This is a genomic window from Streptomyces sp. NPDC093252 (assembly GCF_040683675.1).
Classification (GTDB): Bacteria; Actinomycetota; Actinomycetes; order Streptomycetales; family Streptomycetaceae; genus Streptomyces.
The window spans coordinates 146,485-161,920 of sequence record NZ_JBFBEM010000002.1 but is presented as its reverse complement, the minus strand read 5'-3'; the positions used below and the strand labels follow the sequence as shown (position 1 = coordinate 161,920).

The window sequence follows — 15,436 nt, the reverse complement described above, 5'->3', positions numbered from 1 at the left end:
TGCGGGCTGTGCTGGAAGTGGCCGGATGCCACCCGCGCCGGGCCGAGCCCCGGGCCCGGACCCGTCCGGCGTGGGCATGGCAAACTTCCTGGTACCCACCCAGGTGACGGAATGGGATGGGTGGGGTGGGCGCTCGGACGGGGGAGCATCGTGTCGTGGGAAGAGGAATGGGCGCAGTTGAAGGCTGACGCCGTTGCTCGGGCGGAGCAGGCGGCGGTGGGTATGCGGCTCAATCAGTTGCCGGTCGACGGGGGTGGCTCCGGTGCGCCCGGTGACGGCTTCGCCGCCAACGCCGAGTCCATCGACGGCAGTTCGCATCTGCTGCTGGAGATCGCGGGTGTGCTGTACGAGGGGCGGATGGACGGTGAGAACGCCACTATGGGCCGGACTCCCCGGTCGCACCCCGAAGTCGCCGCCAATGTCGAGATCTTCGCCCGGTACGCCAAGGACCAGTACACGGACGCCGTCGTCCTGCTCGCCGCCCTGGCCGGCAAGCTCAGGTCGGCGAACAGCACGTACGCGGAATATGACGAACTGGTGCGCAGGAAGCTGGACTCCGTCCTCACCGACGGGCTCTACACCGACGCCGGGGACCGGTGATCCGGGGTGGCCGCCTATCGCGTCGATGTCGAGTTCCTGGAAGACGCCAATCCCGCGCTCATCGGGCGCGGCGCGGCCGAGTTCACCCGGCTGCACCGGCTCATCGACACCACCGACGACGCTTTTCGCAAGGCAGGGGAGATCGACTGGCGCAGCGAGGCCCGCGATCTCCACGCCCGGCGTCTGACCGAGGCGAGGGAGCTGACCGACGCCCTCGCGCGCGCCTTCCGCACCGTGGCGGACGCCCTCACCACCTACTCCGGCGCCGTCTCCACCGCCAAGAGCCACTACCGCAGCGGCAAGGACAGCGAAGGCAGGCTCTCGGAGGTGATGGCCAGGGAAGCCACCGCCATCACCCCCACCGCCCGCGCCGCCGAACCCCTCCGCCAGTGGGAGGACCTCCGGGCCAGCACCGGCGTCATGGACTGGTTCGCCGAACTGGGCGTCGACCTCGACGCCATCCGCGAGGACGCCGAGCGCTACTACCAGCAGACCAAGGACCACTACGCCGACGCCCTCCGCGTCGAGTCCGAGGCCCGCGACACCTGCGTCGCCGAACTCCGCGCCGCCCACCGCTCCCTGCCCGACTTCCGCAGCCCCCTCGGTGATCCCGAACAACTCCTGCGCACCCTCGGGCCCCTGCGGGCCGAAGCCCGCCAGGCCAGCACCAACCCCTATGCCCAACTCCCCGGCTCCGGCCCGAAGGTCGACGAGATGCCCACCCCCACCGCCGGTGAGCAGGTCCTGATCACCGAGTCCCTCTACCGGATCCAGATGCGCGTCGACAGCCTCCCGGACGGCCAGGGCAACAACTACTGGCTCCCCTCCACCTCCGACGACGGCCGCCGCGAGTACATCTCCGGCAACCGGGAACTGATCAACGCCGCCGCCCACGACTCCGGCCTCCCACCCGAAATGGTCGCCGGTATCGCCTGGCAGGAAGTCATGGGCGACCCCGCCCTCCTCGACGACCTGGCCTACGAGGGACGCGGCTTCCTCCCCTTCACCAACGACCCCGACGAGACCTCCATGGGCCCCCTCTCCATCCAGGTCCGCCGCGCCGCCGAGGTACTGGGCTACGACCCCGACCAGCTCACCGACGGCCAGCGCGACCAGGTCGTCAGCGCGGTCAAGGACCCCGCCCAGAACATCTTCATCGCCTCCGAATACCTCGCCCAGCTCAAGGCCGAGAGCGGCTTCGCCGACATCCCGCCCGAGCAGATGACCCGCGAACAGATGCAGGAGCTGGCCGCCCGCTACAACGGCGGGCCCTACTATCAGGACCCGAACGCCCAGGCGTACGGCCGCGGCTTCGACCGGAATCTCGACGACGCCAGAGAGGCCCTGCGGTGAGCCGCTCCCCCTCCCTCACCCGGGCCGCCTCCGCCGTCTCCGGGGCTCTCCTCACCCTCGGGCACCTCATCGCCCTCTACTTCATCTATCTCGCCTACATGGCCGAGCCCGTCGGCCCCTGGGACAGCGAGACCGTCGCCCACTCCCAGTTCGCCTCCGGGCTCGTCCTCGCCCTCTCCCTCCTCCTGGCCGCCCTCACCCTCGCCTGCGTGAAAGCGGCCTGGCTGCGCAAGGGGTGGTATCTGCTCCCGGCGGTTCTCATTCTCGCGGCGGTTCTCCGGCTGACGCTGCTCGCTCCGGAGCTTTGAGGCACTCGAACCACACCGTCTTCCCCACCCCCGGGACCCTGTCCACCCCCCACTTGTCCACCAGCCCCTCCACTACCAGCAGCCCCCTCCCGTTCTCCGACTCCGGGGAAGGAGCCCGCGGGAGGGTCACGGGCAGGCGCGGGGACCTGTCCGTCACCTCCACCCGCGCCCCGGACCCGTGCCGGGCGATCCGGATCGTGCAGGAGCGGTCCGGGACATGGCGTACGACGTTGGTGACCAGCTCCGTCGCCGCCAGTTCCACGGCCTCGGTCACCTCCTCCACCCCCCACTCCTTGAGCAGCGTGCGGATGATGCGGCGGATGTGACGGGCCGAGTGCTCGGCGACGGTGAGGCTCATGCGGTACTGGTGGGGGAAGTTTGCGTTCACCCCTCCAGGCTGGCCGTGCGCCACTACCCTGACTACGCAACGGAAGCAACTCGTCACAGTGTGGTGCGAGTTGCCTGAGAGGAGTCCCCCCACGTGACTCATATCAACGTCCTCGACCCCGGTGCCTCGCCCCTCGATTACTACGGTTTCGAGCTACGGCGACTTCGTGAGGCCGCCGGGCTCACCCAGAAGCAGCTCGGTGAGATCGTCAACTACACCGGCTCCCTGGTTGGCCAGATCGAGACCGCCCGCAAGCTGCCGACGGAGGCGTTCAGCGAGCGCGTCGACGCCGCGCTCGGGACAGGTGGAGTGCTCTCCCGGCTCCTTGTGCTCGTGCTGCGCAGTCAGCTTCCGGCCTGGTTCCAGCAGGTGGCCGAGTTGCAGACCCGGGCGACCGAAGTCCTTTGTTTCGAGGCCCAGATAGTGCATGGCCTGTTGCAGACCTCTGCCTACGCGCGGTCCGTGCTCGGACTGCTCGACGACGCCGACCTCGACGACCGTACGGCCGTCCGACTTGCCCGCCAGCGGATCTTCGAGAAGAGTCGTCCGCCGGTCTTCTGGGCGATCCTCAGCGAAGCCGCCCTGCGTCTGCGGATCGGCGGCAACGACGTCATGCGCGAGCAACTGGCCAGGTTGTTGGCCTTTGAGCACAATCCCCGGGTCAATGTGCAGGTGCTGCCGTTCTCGGCTGGTGCGCATGCCGGGATGACAGGCTCGTTCGACCTCTTCCGCTTTCCGAGTGATCCGCCCATCGTCTACACCGAGGGGTACGGCAGCGGGCATCCCACCGCCAATCCGGACACGGTTCAGGACTGCTCGCTCCGTTACGATCATCTCCAAGCCGCCGCCCTCTCCCTCAGGGACTCGGCGGAGTTGATCCGGCATGTGATGGAGGAACGCTATGGCGAGCGAAGTCATTCTGAGCGAGATCCAGTGGCGTAAGTCCAGCTACAGCAGCGATCAGGGCGGCAACTGCCTCGAAGTCGCTTCAGCGCCCCACGCATCCATCGCCCTCCGCGACTCCAAGACCCCGGCGGGACCGATCCTCACCCTCGGTCCCGCCGCCTTCACCGCCTTCGTCGGCTGGGCCGCGTCCGGCGCCGAAACCGCCCGCTGACGGGACGGAGTCAGTCGCGGTCGGAGGCCAGTACCGCCAGCAACCCCGCCAGCACCGCCACCACCAGCAGCGGGACGCCCATCCCATGGTCCAGGAACAGCCACGCGCCGAGCAGCGCGCCGCTGAAGAGGGCGACCACGGCGAGCACCCGCAGCAGGCCGCCCGCGCCGTCGCCGCCGCCGAAGGGGGACTCGGCGGCGAGGGCGGTGAGGGTGCTGGTGACGACCGTGGTGGTGGTGATGCCGGGGACGCCGAGTTTGCGGACGGTCGCGTTGCGCATGCCCATCGCCAGGGCGGTGAGGGCGACGAGGAGGTAGGGGCGGACGGGGTCGTCCGGCATCGCGAAGGCCACGAGCGCGGCGGCCAGGACGAGGGCCGCTTCCAGGGCGAGGGAGGCGCGGGCCCAGCGGCCCCGGGAGCGGGGCGCGAGACGGCCCGCGAGGCGGCCCCCGCCGATCGCGCCGAGCGCGAAGCAGGCGATCGAGGTCGCGGTGTGGGGGACGGAGAAGCCCGCCGCCCCGGCCGTGGCGAAACCGAGCACCACCACATTGCCGGTCATGTTCGCGGTGAACACATGGACCAGGCCCAGATAGCTGACCGCGTCGATCATCCCGCTGGAGACGGTGAGGAGGAGCAGGACGTAGGTGAGGCGCAGACGGCCCCGGATCCGGGGGGCGGCGATGGTCATCGGATCAGTGGAGCACGGGTGCCTGCCAGGACACGCCTAAGGCGGCGGCCCGGAGATCATCCGGTGCCGCCGCCTTCGTACGTCATGAGCCCTGCGCAGCAGGAACGGCTCAGTACCAGCCGTTCGCCTGCCAGAACTCCCAGGCGCCGAGCGGGCTGCCGTAGCGGGAGTTCATGTAGTCGATGCCCCACTCGATCTGGGTGGCGGGGTTGGTCTTCCAGTCGGAGCCGGCCGAGGCCATCTTCGAGGCCGGGAGGGCCTGGACCAGGCCGTAGGCGCCGGAGGAGGCGTTCGTCGCGGTGACGTTCCAGCCGCTCTCGCGCTGGACGATGTTGGAGAAGGCGGTGTAGTGCGCGGAGTTCGGGATCATCTGCTTCGCGATGGCCTGGGCCGAGGCGGGGGACGCGGTGGTCACGGCCTGGGCGGGGGAGGCGGTGAGCGCCAGGCCCGCGGCGGTGGCGGCCAGGGCGGCGGCGGTGACGGCCTTCTTCGGGGACGCGATACGGCGGATGAGCGAGACGGACACAGTGAACCTTTTCTTCGGGGACGTGGGGTCGCGGTCCGCCCGGCCACCACGCGGGGCGCGGCGGGGGCAAACCAGGGCGCCGCGGCCCCCGGGGGGACATCGGCGCCTTGCGACGTCGTCCAGAGAAACAGGCTTGCGATACGACCGCAATGACCCCTTTTACTAGTTGTGGTCGCATTGCCGGTGTTCGTCGGGTGTGTGATCTGGCTCTCAAACCGCAGGTCAGAGGGCAGAAAGACGCGTGCATGCCAGGTGCTGGCGCTACGAGGGCGGATCGTAGGTGAGCCCGGTCACGTGGGGTGCTTCACGGGCGGGGGCCGGTCCGCGTCACCGGCGGCGCACAGCGGCTCACCGTACGGGGGCGTCGAAGGTGACCGGCGTCTCGAACGCGGCCCTGCGGGTCGCCCGCCGCAGCGCCTTCAGCACCGCCGGACCCACCAGCCAGGTCAGCGCCACCGTCACCACCGCCCGCCCCAGATCCCAGCCCAGGGACGTCGCCAGGCAGTACGCCACGAACCGGGCCAGATTCACCGCCACCGGCGCGTCCGCGTCGAAGGCGATGGCGGTGCTGTTCTCGGCCATGAACGGCCAGCCCGCCAGATTCATCGCCGTGCCGTAGGCGAAGGCGCCCAGGAAGCCGTAGGAGGAGAGGAGGAGGAGTTCGCCCCGGCCCCGCAGCCGGTCCGGGCCCGGGAGCAGGCCCGCGCCCATCGCGAACCAGCCCATCGACAGCATCTGGAACGGCAGCCACGGCCCCACCCCGCCGGTCAGCAGCGCCGACGCGAACATGGTCAGCGAGCCCAGCACGAAACCGAACCCCGGGCCCAGCACCCGGCCGCTCAGCACCATCAGAAAGAACATCGGCTCGATCCCGGCCGTCCCGGCGCCGATCGGCCGCAGCGCCGCGCCGGTCGCCGCCAGCACCCCGACCATGGCCACCGCCTTCGGTCCGAGCCCCGATTCCGAGATCGTCGCCCCCACCACCGCCACCAGCAGCACCAGCAGCCCCGCGAACAGCCAGGGCGCGTCCTGACTGTGCGCGGCCACACTCGACTCCGGCGGCGCCAGGAACGGCCAGCCCAGCGCCCCCACCCCCACCGCGCTCACCAGCAGCAGGGCGAGAATCGAACGCGGGCCCAGCCGTACGGCACGGGCCTGCGGGACGGAGGCCGGGCGGCTCACGCGAGGGCCTCGCGGACCTGCGTCACGGTCAGCCAGCGCTCGGGCGCCAGCACCTTCGTCACCTGCGGCGCGAACGACGGCGACGACACCACCACCTCGGCGGTCGGGCCGTCCGCGATCACCTCGCCCTCCGCCAGCAGCACCACCCGGTGCGCCAGCTCCGCCGCCAGCTCCACATCGTGCGTGGCCAGGATGATCGCGTGCCCGTCCGCCGCCAGCGCCCGCAGCCGCGCCACCAGCCGCGCCTTCGCCGCGTAGTCCAGGCCCCGGGTCGGCTCGTCCAGCAGGATCAGCGGCGGGCGGGCGGTCAGGACGACGGCCAGCGCGAGGGTGAGGCGCTGGCCCTCGGAGAGGTCGCGCGGGTGGAGGTCGTCGGCGATCTCCGGCAGCAGGTCCGTCACCAGGGCCCGGCAGGTGCCCGGCGCCGCCCCGGCGTCCCGGTCCGCCGCCGCGCACTCCCCGGCGACCGTGTCCGCGTACAGCAGGTCCCGGGGTTCCTGCGGGACCAGCCCGACCCGGCGCACCAGCTCGCGCGGGGCCGCCCTGGCGGGGACGAGGTCCCCGACCCGGACCGATCCCGACGCCGGTGCCACCAGGCCGACCAGCGCCGACAGCAGCGTCGACTTCCCGGCGCCGTTGCGGCCCATCAGGGCGATGGTCTCGCCGGGGGACACGGTCAGCTCCACCGAGCGCAGGGCGGGGATCCGGTCGCGGCGGACGGAGAGGGAGCGGGCCTCCGCGAGGGCGGAAGGGGAGGCGGGGGTGTCCGTCAGGTGAGGAGCACGTCCCGCCGACCGCTCCCGCGATCCCCCGGCCGCCTCCGCCAGCCGCTCCCGCGATCCCCCGGCCGCCTCCGCCAACCGCTCCCGCAACCCCCCGGCCGCCCCCGCCCGGCGCCGGGCGTCGCGGATCGTCAGGGGCAGCGGGGACCAGCCCGCGAGCCTGCCCAGCTCCACCACCGGCGGGTACACCGGCGACACCGCCATCACCTCCGCCGGGGTGCCCCGCACGGGCGCGGCCCCCGGCGCCGGGAGCAGGACGACCTGGTCGGCGTACTGCACCACCCGCTCCAGCCGGTGCTCGGCGAGCAGCACCGTCGTACCGAGGTCGTGCACCAGGCGTTGGAGGACGGCGAGGACCTCCTCGGCCGCCGCCGGGTCCAGCGCGGACGTCGGCTCGTCCAGCACCAGCACCCGGGGGTGCGGGGTGAGCACCGAGCCGATGGCGACGCGCTGGCGCTGGCCGCCGGAGAGGGTGGCGATGGAGCGGTGGCGCAGGTCGGCGAGGCCGAGCAGGTCGAGGGTCTCCTCGACGCGGCGGCGCATCACGTCCGGGGCGACGCCCAGGGACTCCATGCCGTAGGCGAGTTCGTCCTCGACGGTGTCGGTGACGAAGTGGGACAGCGGGTCCTGGCCCACCGTGCCGACCACGTCCGCCAGCTCGCGCGGCCTGTGGGTGCGGGTGTCCCGGCCTGCCACCGTGACCCGGCCGCGCAGGGTGCCCCCGGTGAAGTGCGGGACCAGACCGCTCACCGCGCCCAGCACGGTCGACTTGCCGACCCCGGAGGGGCCCGCGAGGAGTACGAGTTCGCCCTCCGGCACCTCGAAGTCGATGCCCTGGACGGTCGGCCCGGCCGTGCCGGAGTAGGTGACCGAGACCTCGTCGAAGCGGATCATGCGGGTTCCCTCGGGGTGGAGACGGGCCGGGGCGCCGGGGTGACGAACGCCGGGAGCAGGCCCAGCAGGATCGCCGCCGCGGGCCACAGCGGCAGTTCGGGCACGGTCGGCGGGATGATCCCCGGGTGCAGCGCCGCCGGGTCGGCGGCCGTCATCGCGGCGGCGACCACCACGCCCGAGCCGGTCACCAGCCAGGCCCGCGCGTCCCAGCGGTCGGGGCGGTAACGGGTCCGGGGCGAGCGCTTCCCGCCCAGCCACAGCCCGCCCAGCGCGGCGGCCAGCCCCAGCAGCAGCACCGGCAGCCCATAGGCGCCGCCCGCCGCGGTGAGCAGCCCGTACGTTCCCGCGCAGACCCCGAGCAGCCCGGTGAGGGTGAGCGCGGCGGTGGTCCGGCGCACGGCGGGCGCGACCTCGGCGGTACGGCCGTAGCCACGCGCGTCCATCGCGGCGGCCAGCGCCACCGACCGCTCCAGGGCCCCTTCCAGCACCGGCAGCCCGACCTGGAGCAGGCCCCGCACACCCCGGTCCGGGCGGCCCCGCAGCCGCCGGGCCGCCCGCAGACGGCGGACGTCGGCGATCAGATGCGGGGCGAAGGTGAGGGCGACGACCACCGCGACCCCCATCTCGTACAGCGCGCCCGGCAGGGACTTCAGCAGGTGGGACGGGTTCGCGAGGGCGTTCGCGGCGCCGACGCAGATCAGCATCGTCGCCAGGCGCAGCCCGTCGTAGAACGCGGCCAGCAGGGATTCGAGGGTCACCTCGCCGCCGAGGCGGATGCCCTGCGCCCAGTCGGGGAGGGGGACCTCGGGGAGGGTGAGGAGGGTGTGGGTGCCGGGGAGGGGGGAGCCGAGCAGCACCGCGAAGAGGAGGCGGATCACGATGACGGCGAGGGCGAGCTTGAGGAAGGCGTCGTACGAGCGGGCCCAGGGGGCTTCGGGGCGGCGGGCGGCGACCACATAGGCGGAGACGGTGATGAGGAGGGTGAGGAGGAGGGGGTTGGTGGTGCGGGTGGCGGCTGTACCGAGGGCGAGGGCCCAGAGCCACCAGGCTCCGGGGTGGGTGGGGGCGGGGTGGGGGGTGGGTGCTGTGGGGGGTGGGTGCGGCGCCGTTGGGGCTGGGCGCGCAGTTCCCCGTGCTCCTGGGGGGTGTTGTCGCTCAGGCACGTCGGCGGCGCCAAGCCTGCCAAGCCGCCGCCCCGCCCAGCGCGACGACCGCCGCCCCGCCCGCCCACAGGCCCAGGGACGGGCCCTTGTCCTTCGGCGGGGTCTTCTTCGTCGCCTCGGGGGACACCTGCTCCCCGCAGCCCCGCTCCGGGTATCCCGAGATCGCGCAGAGCAGGGCGTTGGAGTCGTAGCGCAGGGGCTTGGCGACGGCGGCCAGGGACTCGGCGGTCGTCGCGTCGGGGGCCACGCTCGCGCAGGCCGTGCGGGCGGGCGGCGGGGTCTCGCCGGACGGGGCGTCCGTCGCCGTACCGAAGTCCAGGACCAGGGCCACCCGCTTGTGGCCCGCCTTCTCGGGGATGTCGGCGCAGATCGTGGCGAAGTCGGCCGGGCCGCGCGGGGCCGTCGCGTCCTGGGAGTCCTCGCTCACCGCGAAGCGGAAGCCCTGGACGGCGCCGTCGGCGGGGCGGGACAGGGAGGGGCCGCGGTCGGCGTAGAGCCAGGTGCCGCCCTCCCGGTCCCAGAACGACCAGTAGCGGTAGCCGGCGGCCTGGGCCTGGCCCGCCGCGCCCGTGAGGACGAGCAGCAGCGCGGCCGGCAGAAGCGGGAGGAACCGGCGGATCACGGCCGGTCGCCGCGGTTGCGACCGCTGACCAGGAAGCCGATGCCGACGCCCACGACGCCGAACACGCCGACGTACCACCAGACACCGAAGGGGGAGTCGTCGTCCTCGGCGGAGGCCGTGGTCTCCTTCTCGACCACGCGCTTCTCCACCAGGTCGTCGGTGGCCGCCGGGGCCGGGCCGCTGGCGTTGAGACGGTCGATGAGGCCGGTGCCGCCGAACTCCTCGGGGCCGTCGCCGATCGCGTGCGCGGCCAGCACGAGCTGGGCGTGGGCGGCGGGGCCGGAGGCGTCGGCCCAGGCGCGCGCGTTGCGCTCCAGCCAGGTCATGGAGGCGCGGGCCTGCCTGTCCTCGCCCAGCGCGGCCAGCGCGACCACGGCGTCGGCGGTGTTGCCGTAGTCCGGCTGGTCCTCGGCGCCGGGGAGGGTGGAGGTGAGGTGGTCGTCGTTCCCGGCGAGGGCGGCGGTGAGCCAGGCGGTGGCGTTGGCGGCGGCCTGCGCGGGAGTGGCGGCGTCGGCGCACTTCGCCGTGGCGGGGGCGGTCGTGTCGGGGGCCTCCGCGTTGAGGCCGGTGCCGAGGGCGCCCAGGGCGCCTGCGGCGGTGGCGTCGGCGTTGGCGAGGAGGTCGCCGTTCTGCTCGGGCTGGTAGGCGAAGGCGCCGCCGCCCTCGGTGTCGTCGCAGGGGACGCTCAGGGCGAGCAGGGCGTCGTAGGGCGACTTGCCGTCCTTGCGGACCTCGGCGGGCTTCTCGCCGGTCGCGGTGAGGGCGCCGACGACCAGGCCGGTGGAGTTGGTGTCGCTGGGGCCGCCGGGGGTGTAGCCCCAGCCGCCGTCCGTGTTCTGCACGGACTTCAGCCAGGTGACGGCCCTGCCGGTGGCGGCGTCGTGGCCGCCGAGCGCGGCGAGGGCCTGGACGGCGGCGGCGGTGCTGTTGGAGTCCAGCGGTGTCTTGGTGCCGCAGTCCGCCGCCGGGTCGGGGCGGTAGGCGGCGAAGCCGCCGTTGGCGCACTGCTGGCCGGCCAGCCAGTCCACGCCCCGGTCGGCCGGGGTGACGCCCACCGACGACTGGGCGAGCAGCGCCAGCGACTGGCGCCAGACACCGTCGTACGTCGGGTCGGCCGTGCCGTACAGGCCCTCCGGGAGCGTCACGGAGGGCGAGGGGGAGGGGTCGGCGGCCTGGGCGAGCGGAGCGGCGAGGGCGCCGATCCCGAAGGCGGCGGCGACGACCGCGGCACTGCGGCGGACGAACATGGTCGGCGGGAGCCCTTTCCTGTGCGGAGGCGGGCAGCACCGGGCGGGCACCCCGGGCGGCTCGGCTCCGTATGCCTCGACGGTGCCGCGACCGGCGGACGCCGGTGCGCATGAGCCGGTCACTTGTCCGTCGGCGGTGGTCCGGCTCAGAGCCCTGGGGGCCCATACGGTTGCGGGTCAGCGCCGGATTCGCACCGGCTTCCTCGCGGACGGAGGTGATACGACCTGCTTACTCTACCGGGCGCCCCGAACGGCCCATCCCGCCGCACACCGCGACATATCTCACCGGCTCGCCGCCCGTCACCGGCCGGTTCCAGGTCATGAGGGTGGCGAGCCGCCAGGGGGTGCGGGGCTCGGCGCAGTGCGTCCACCACGCGCCGGAGTGAAGGGGCGCCGGGGGCGGTGAGCGGGCTCGGTCGGGTGGGTCGGACCGTCCGGGCGGCACCTCACCGTGCCGTCGGCCGCTCCTCCGTCGACGGCAGGTCGATCAACCGGCACACCGTCTCGATGTCTATCTTCACCTGGGCGATCGAGGCGCGGCCGGAGAGCCAGGTGATCAGGGCGGAGTGCCAGGTGTGCTCGATGACACGGACCGCGGAGAGCTGCTCGGGGGTGGGGTGGTCCAGGCCCATCGCGTCGAGGATGATCGCCGTCGTCTGCCGGGAGACCTGGTCCACCTCGGGGGAGACGCTGCGGTCGGCGAAGGTGAGGGCGCGGACCATCGCGTCGGCCAGATGCGGCTCGCGCTGGAGCGCGCGGAAGGCCCGCATCAGGGTCTCCGCCACCCGCTCCGCCGCCGTCTCGCCCGCCGGGGGCTTCTTGCGCAGCGTGCCGTGCATGTGGTCGAGCTGGGCCTGCATCGTCGCCACCAGCAGATGCACCTTGGAGGGGAAGTACCGGTACAGCGTGCCCAGTGCCACCTGCGAGGACTCCGCGACCTCCCGCATCTGCACCGCGTCGAACCCGCCCCGGCCGGCCAACTGCGCGCTCGCGTGCAGGATGCGGCGGCGCCGCGCCTCCTGCCGCTCGGTCAGCGGCGGCGAGTCGGCTCGCGCGCTACTGGCTTCCACCTTGGTCACCTTGGCTTCCGCAGGCATGGGCACCGTTCCGTGGGTTCCGTGACAGTCCATGAGGAACTGTGAGGAGTGGGGGCGATCAGACAGCATGGCAGGACCGGGGTCGATCTTGCCCGCCGTGGCGCGAATCACCTGATCCACGTCCCGCCCCGGCCCTACCAGCCGGTAGATTCGGAGCCTCTCGGACGATCAAGTCTGAAACTTGTTCTAGATTAGCGTCCCGTGTCGTAGTCTCACCGTCGTGCAGGCAGAAGGGGGCCCGGAGTGACCGCTGAGGCCAGTCGGAAAAGGGCCCATGACGGTCCTGCGGCTGACGGCTCGCCACCGCTGCGCATCGCACTCCTCACCTATAAGGGAAACCCGTTCTGCGGCGGCCAGGGCGTCTACGTCCGCCACCTCGGCCGCGAACTCGCCCGCCTCGGCCACCGCGTCGAGGTGATCGGCGCCCAGCCCTACCCGGTGCTCGACCCGGTGCCCGGTCCCGAGGGTGACCCCCTGCTCGGGCCCGAGGGTGACCCGGAACTCGGTTCCGAGGGCGGGCGGCTGCGTCTCACCGAGCTCCCGAGCCTCGACCTCTACCGCCAGCCCGACCCCTTCCGCACCCCGGGCCGCGGCGAGTACCGGGACTGGATCGACGCCCTCGAAGTCGCCACCATGTGGACCGGCGGCTTCCCCGAACCCCTCACCTTCTCCCTGCGCGCCCGCCGCCAACTGCGCGCCCGGCGCGGCCGGTTCGACGTCGTCCACGACAACCAGACCCTCGGCTACGGACTCCTCGGCGACCTCGGCGCCCCCCTGGTCACCACCGTCCACCACCCCATCACCGTCGACCGGCGCCTCGAACTCGACGCCGCCGCCACCTGGCAGCGGCGCTGGTCGGTCCGCCGCTGGTACGCCTTCACCCGGATGCAGAAGCGCGTCGCCCGCAGGCTGCCCACCGTCCTCACCGTCTCCGGCACCTCCCGCGCCGAGATCGTCGACGACCTCGGGGTCCGCCCCGACCGGATCCATGTGGTGCACATCGGCGCCGACACCGACCTCTTCGCCCCCGACCCGTCCGTGGCCCGCGTCCCCGGCCGGATCGTCACCACCGCCAGCGCCGACGTCCCCCTCAAGGGCCTCGTCTTCCTGGTCGAGGCGCTCGCCAAGGTCCGCACCGAACACCCCGCCGCCCATCTCGTCGTCGTCGGCACCCGCCCCACCGGCGGCCCGGTCGCCCGGGCCCTCACCCGCTACGGACTCGAAGGCGCCGTCGAGTTCGTCAAGGGCATCTCCGACGCGGAACTCGTCGACCTGATCCGCTCGGCCACCGTCGCCTGCGTGCCCTCCCTCTACGAGGGGTTCTCGCTGCCCGCCGCCGAGGCCATGGCCACCGGGACGCCGCTGCTCGCCACGACCGGCGGTGCCATCCCCGAGGTCGCCGGACCCGACGGCGAGACCTGCCTCGCCGTACCCCCCGGCGACGCCGGAGCCCTCGCCGCCGGGCTCGGCCGTCTCCTCGGCGACCCGGAACTCCGTGCCCGGCTCGGCGGCGCCGGACGCGCCCGGGTGCTGCGGCACTTCACCTGGGCCCGTGCCGCCGAGGGCACCGTCGCCCACTACCGGGAGGCCGTCGCCCGGCACCCGGTCACCTCCGATCGCGAAAGCAGGGCCACGTGCTGACCGTCGACTTCTCCCGGTTCCCGATCGCCCCCGGCGACCGGGTCCTGGACCTCGGCTGCGGTGCCGGACGGCACGCCTTCGAGTGCTACCGGCGCGGCGCCCGGGTCGTCGCGCTGGACCGCAACGGGGAGGAGATCCGCGAGGTCGCCCGCTGGTTCGCCGCGATGAAGGAGGCCGGGGAGGCCCCCGAGGGCGCCACCGCGACGGCCCTGGAGGGCGACGCCCTCGCCCTGCCCTTCCCCGACGGCTCCTTCGATGTCGTCATCATCTCCGAGGTGATGGAGCACATCCCCGACGACAAGGGGGTCCTCGCCGAGATGGTCCGGGTGCTCCGCCCCGGCGGCCGGATCGCCGTCACCGTGCCCCGCTACGGCCCCGAGAAGGTCTGCTGGGCCCTCTCCGACGCCTACCACGAGGTCGAGGGCGGCCACATCCGCATCTACCGCGCCGACGAACTCCTCACCCGCATCCGCGAGTCCGGCCTCAGGCCCTACGGCAGCCACCACGCCCACGCCCTGCACAGCCCCTACTGGTGGCTGAAGTGCGCCTTCGGCGTCGACAACGACAAGGCGCTGCCGGTCCGCGCCTACCACAAGCTGCTGGTCTGGGACATCATGAAGAAGCCCCTGGCCACCCGGGTCGCCGAGCAGGCGCTCAACCCGCTGATCGGCAAGAGCTTCGTGGCCTACGCGACCAAGCCCCATCTCCCCCCGGCGGACGCCCAGTGACCACACCCCGCACCGAGCACCTCGTCCTGCCCGGGGTCCTCACCGCCGGGCAGGCCGCCGCCACCGTCGCCGCACTGCGCTCGATCCAGCGCGCCGACGGGGCGATCCCCTGGTTCCGCGGCCACCATCTCGACCCCTGGGACCATGTCGAGGCCGCGATGGCCCTCGACGCGGCCGGTGAGCACGAGGCCGCCGAGCGCGCCTACCACTGGCTCGCCGCCCACCAGAACGACGACGGCTCCTGGTACGCCGCCTACGCCGACGGCGACGCCCACCGGGTCACCGACCGGGGCCGCGAGTCCAACTTCGTCGCCTATGTCGCCGTAGGCGTCTGGCACCACTACCTCGCCACCGGCGACGATCCGTTCCTGGACCGGATGTGGCCGGTGGTGCACGCCGCCGTCGAATGGGTCCTGCGCCTCCAGCAGCCCGGCGGCCAGATCGGCTGGCGCCGCGAGGACGACGGCACCGCGACGGCGGACGCCCTCCTCACCGGCTCCTCCTCCATCCACCACGCCCTGCGCTGCGCGCTCGCCATCGCCGAACAGCGGGAGGAGCCCCAGCCCGACTGGGAACTCGCGGCCGGGATGCTCCGCCATGCCATCCGGCGCCATCCGGAACGGTTCCTGGACAAGGGCCGCTACTCCATGGACTGGTACTACCCGGTGCTGGGCGGCGCCCTGACCGGCACGGAGGCACAGGCGCGGATCGCGGAGGGGTGGGAGCGGTTCGTGGTACCGGGGCTGGGGGTGCGGTGCGTGGTGCCCAATCCCTGGGTGACGGGCGGGGAGTCGGCCGAACTGGCGCTCACCCTGTGGGTGACGGGGGAGTCGGACCGGGCGCTGGAGGTGCTGAAGTCCATCCGTCATCTGCGCGAGCCGGAGTCCGGGCTGTACTGGACGGGGTATGTCTTCGACGACGACGCGGTGTGGCCGCGGGAGCTGACGACGTGGACGGCGGGGGCGTTGTTGCTGGCGGTGGCGGCGTTGGGGGGTGATGAGGCGACCTGTGCGGTGTTCGGGGGGCGGTGGTTGCCGTTGGGGTTGGATGCGGAGTGCTGCGGGGGCGGTGCCTAGGGGGGTGGGGGGTTCGGTTGGGGT

The 15,436-nt window shown here is 73.0% G+C and carries 17 protein-coding genes and 1 riboswitch; of the genes, 8 read left to right on the top strand and 9 right to left on the bottom strand.

Annotated features, from left to right (window positions below):
• Positions 1 to 150 precede the first annotated feature (150 nt).
• From AB0O01_RS03925 to AB0O01_RS03915, 3 genes are read left to right on the top strand one after another with little or no spacing between them, the layout of a single operon-like run.
• Positions 151 to 600: a hypothetical protein gene (locus AB0O01_RS03925; protein ID WP_365310758.1), complete on the top strand. Its 450-nt coding sequence runs from the start codon at positions 151 to 153 to the stop codon at positions 598 to 600.
• A 6-nt stretch (positions 601 to 606) separates the two neighbouring features.
• Positions 607 to 1,953, top strand: coding sequence for a hypothetical protein (locus tag AB0O01_RS03920; RefSeq protein ID WP_365310756.1), 1,347 nt, complete (start codon positions 607 to 609; stop codon positions 1,951 to 1,953).
• On the top strand, positions 1,950 to 2,261 hold the full coding sequence (locus tag AB0O01_RS03915) for a hypothetical protein (protein ID WP_365310754.1): 312 nt from the start codon (positions 1,950 to 1,952) through the stop codon (positions 2,259 to 2,261). Before AB0O01_RS03920 ends, AB0O01_RS03915 begins: the two co-directional genes overlap by 4 nt.
• Here AB0O01_RS03915 and AB0O01_RS03910 read toward each other — a convergent pair.
• Positions 2,212 to 2,649 carry an ATP-binding protein gene (locus AB0O01_RS03910; RefSeq protein ID WP_365310752.1) on the bottom strand — a complete coding sequence of 146 codons (438 nt, stop codon included), beginning with the start codon at positions 2,647 to 2,649 and terminating at the stop codon, positions 2,212 to 2,214. The two genes, AB0O01_RS03915 and AB0O01_RS03910, sit on opposite strands and share 50 nt — an antisense overlap.
• A gap of 93 nt (positions 2,650 to 2,742) precedes the next feature.
• On the opposite strand from AB0O01_RS03910, the gene AB0O01_RS03905 reads away from it, so the two are divergent.
• Positions 2,743 to 3,591 (top strand): helix-turn-helix transcriptional regulator, encoded by an 849-nt coding sequence (locus AB0O01_RS03905; RefSeq protein WP_365310750.1) that lies wholly within the window; start codon positions 2,743 to 2,745, stop codon positions 3,589 to 3,591.
• Positions 3,551 to 3,766 (top strand): DUF397 domain-containing protein, encoded by a 216-nt coding sequence (locus AB0O01_RS03900; protein ID WP_365310748.1) that lies wholly within the window; start codon positions 3,551 to 3,553, stop codon positions 3,764 to 3,766. Before AB0O01_RS03905 ends, AB0O01_RS03900 begins: the two co-directional genes overlap by 41 nt.
• 10 nt (positions 3,767 to 3,776) lie before the next feature.
• Here the strand turns inward: AB0O01_RS03900 and AB0O01_RS03895 are convergent, their stop codons facing one another.
• From AB0O01_RS03895 to AB0O01_RS03860, 8 genes are all read right to left on the bottom strand, one after another.
• A complete protein-coding gene (locus AB0O01_RS03895) occupies positions 3,777 to 4,454 on the bottom strand; it encodes a YoaK family protein (RefSeq protein ID WP_365310746.1) in 678 nt (225 codons plus the stop codon).
• 109 nt (positions 4,455 to 4,563) lie between these two features.
• Positions 4,564 to 4,980 carry a transglycosylase SLT domain-containing protein gene (locus AB0O01_RS03890; RefSeq protein ID WP_365310744.1) on the bottom strand — a complete coding sequence of 139 codons (417 nt, stop codon included), beginning with the start codon at positions 4,978 to 4,980 and terminating at the stop codon, positions 4,564 to 4,566.
• A 348-nt stretch (positions 4,981 to 5,328) separates the two neighbouring features.
• Positions 5,329 to 6,162, bottom strand: a complete 834-nt coding sequence (locus AB0O01_RS03885; RefSeq protein WP_365310742.1) for an ECF transporter S component — start codon at positions 6,160 to 6,162, stop codon at positions 5,329 to 5,331.
• Entirely contained in the window at positions 6,159 to 7,838 is a 1,680-nt protein-coding gene (locus tag AB0O01_RS03880; protein WP_365310740.1) for an ATP-binding cassette domain-containing protein, read from the bottom strand. Before AB0O01_RS03880 ends, AB0O01_RS03885 begins: the two co-directional genes overlap by 4 nt.
• Positions 7,835 to 9,001 carry a CbiQ family ECF transporter T component gene (locus tag AB0O01_RS03875; RefSeq protein ID WP_365310738.1) on the bottom strand — a complete coding sequence of 389 codons (1,167 nt, stop codon included), beginning with the start codon at positions 8,999 to 9,001 and terminating at the stop codon, positions 7,835 to 7,837. Before AB0O01_RS03875 ends, AB0O01_RS03880 begins: the two co-directional genes overlap by 4 nt.
• Positions 8,994 to 9,623: an SCO2322 family protein gene (locus AB0O01_RS03870; RefSeq protein WP_365310736.1), complete on the bottom strand. Its 630-nt coding sequence runs from the start codon at positions 9,621 to 9,623 to the stop codon at positions 8,994 to 8,996. Before AB0O01_RS03870 ends, AB0O01_RS03875 begins: the two co-directional genes overlap by 8 nt.
• A complete protein-coding gene (locus AB0O01_RS03865; protein WP_365310734.1) occupies positions 9,620 to 10,870 on the bottom strand; it encodes a prenyltransferase/squalene oxidase repeat-containing protein in 1,251 nt (416 codons plus the stop codon). Before AB0O01_RS03865 ends, AB0O01_RS03870 begins: the two co-directional genes overlap by 4 nt.
• Before the next feature lie 136 nt (positions 10,871 to 11,006).
• Positions 11,007 to 11,073: riboswitch (cobalamin riboswitch) on the bottom strand.
• Between the two features lie 243 nt (positions 11,074 to 11,316).
• Positions 11,317 to 11,967, bottom strand: a complete 651-nt coding sequence (locus AB0O01_RS03860) for a TetR family transcriptional regulator (RefSeq protein WP_365310732.1) — start codon at positions 11,965 to 11,967, stop codon at positions 11,317 to 11,319.
• A gap of 243 nt (positions 11,968 to 12,210) precedes the next feature.
• Between AB0O01_RS03860 and AB0O01_RS03855 the strand changes: the two genes are divergently transcribed.
• From AB0O01_RS03855 to AB0O01_RS03845, 3 genes are read left to right on the top strand one after another with little or no spacing between them, the layout of a single operon-like run.
• A complete protein-coding gene (locus AB0O01_RS03855) occupies positions 12,211 to 13,608 on the top strand; it encodes a glycosyltransferase family 4 protein (protein WP_365310730.1) in 1,398 nt (465 codons plus the stop codon).
• On the top strand, positions 13,602 to 14,336 hold the full coding sequence (locus AB0O01_RS03850) for a methyltransferase domain-containing protein (RefSeq protein WP_365310728.1): 735 nt from the start codon (positions 13,602 to 13,604) through the stop codon (positions 14,334 to 14,336). The genes AB0O01_RS03855 and AB0O01_RS03850 overlap by 7 nt, the downstream gene beginning before the upstream one ends.
• Positions 14,333 to 15,412: a prenyltransferase gene (locus tag AB0O01_RS03845; protein ID WP_365310726.1), complete on the top strand. Its 1,080-nt coding sequence runs from the start codon at positions 14,333 to 14,335 to the stop codon at positions 15,410 to 15,412. Before AB0O01_RS03850 ends, AB0O01_RS03845 begins: the two co-directional genes overlap by 4 nt.
• The last annotated feature ends 24 nt before the right edge of the window (positions 15,413 to 15,436 follow it).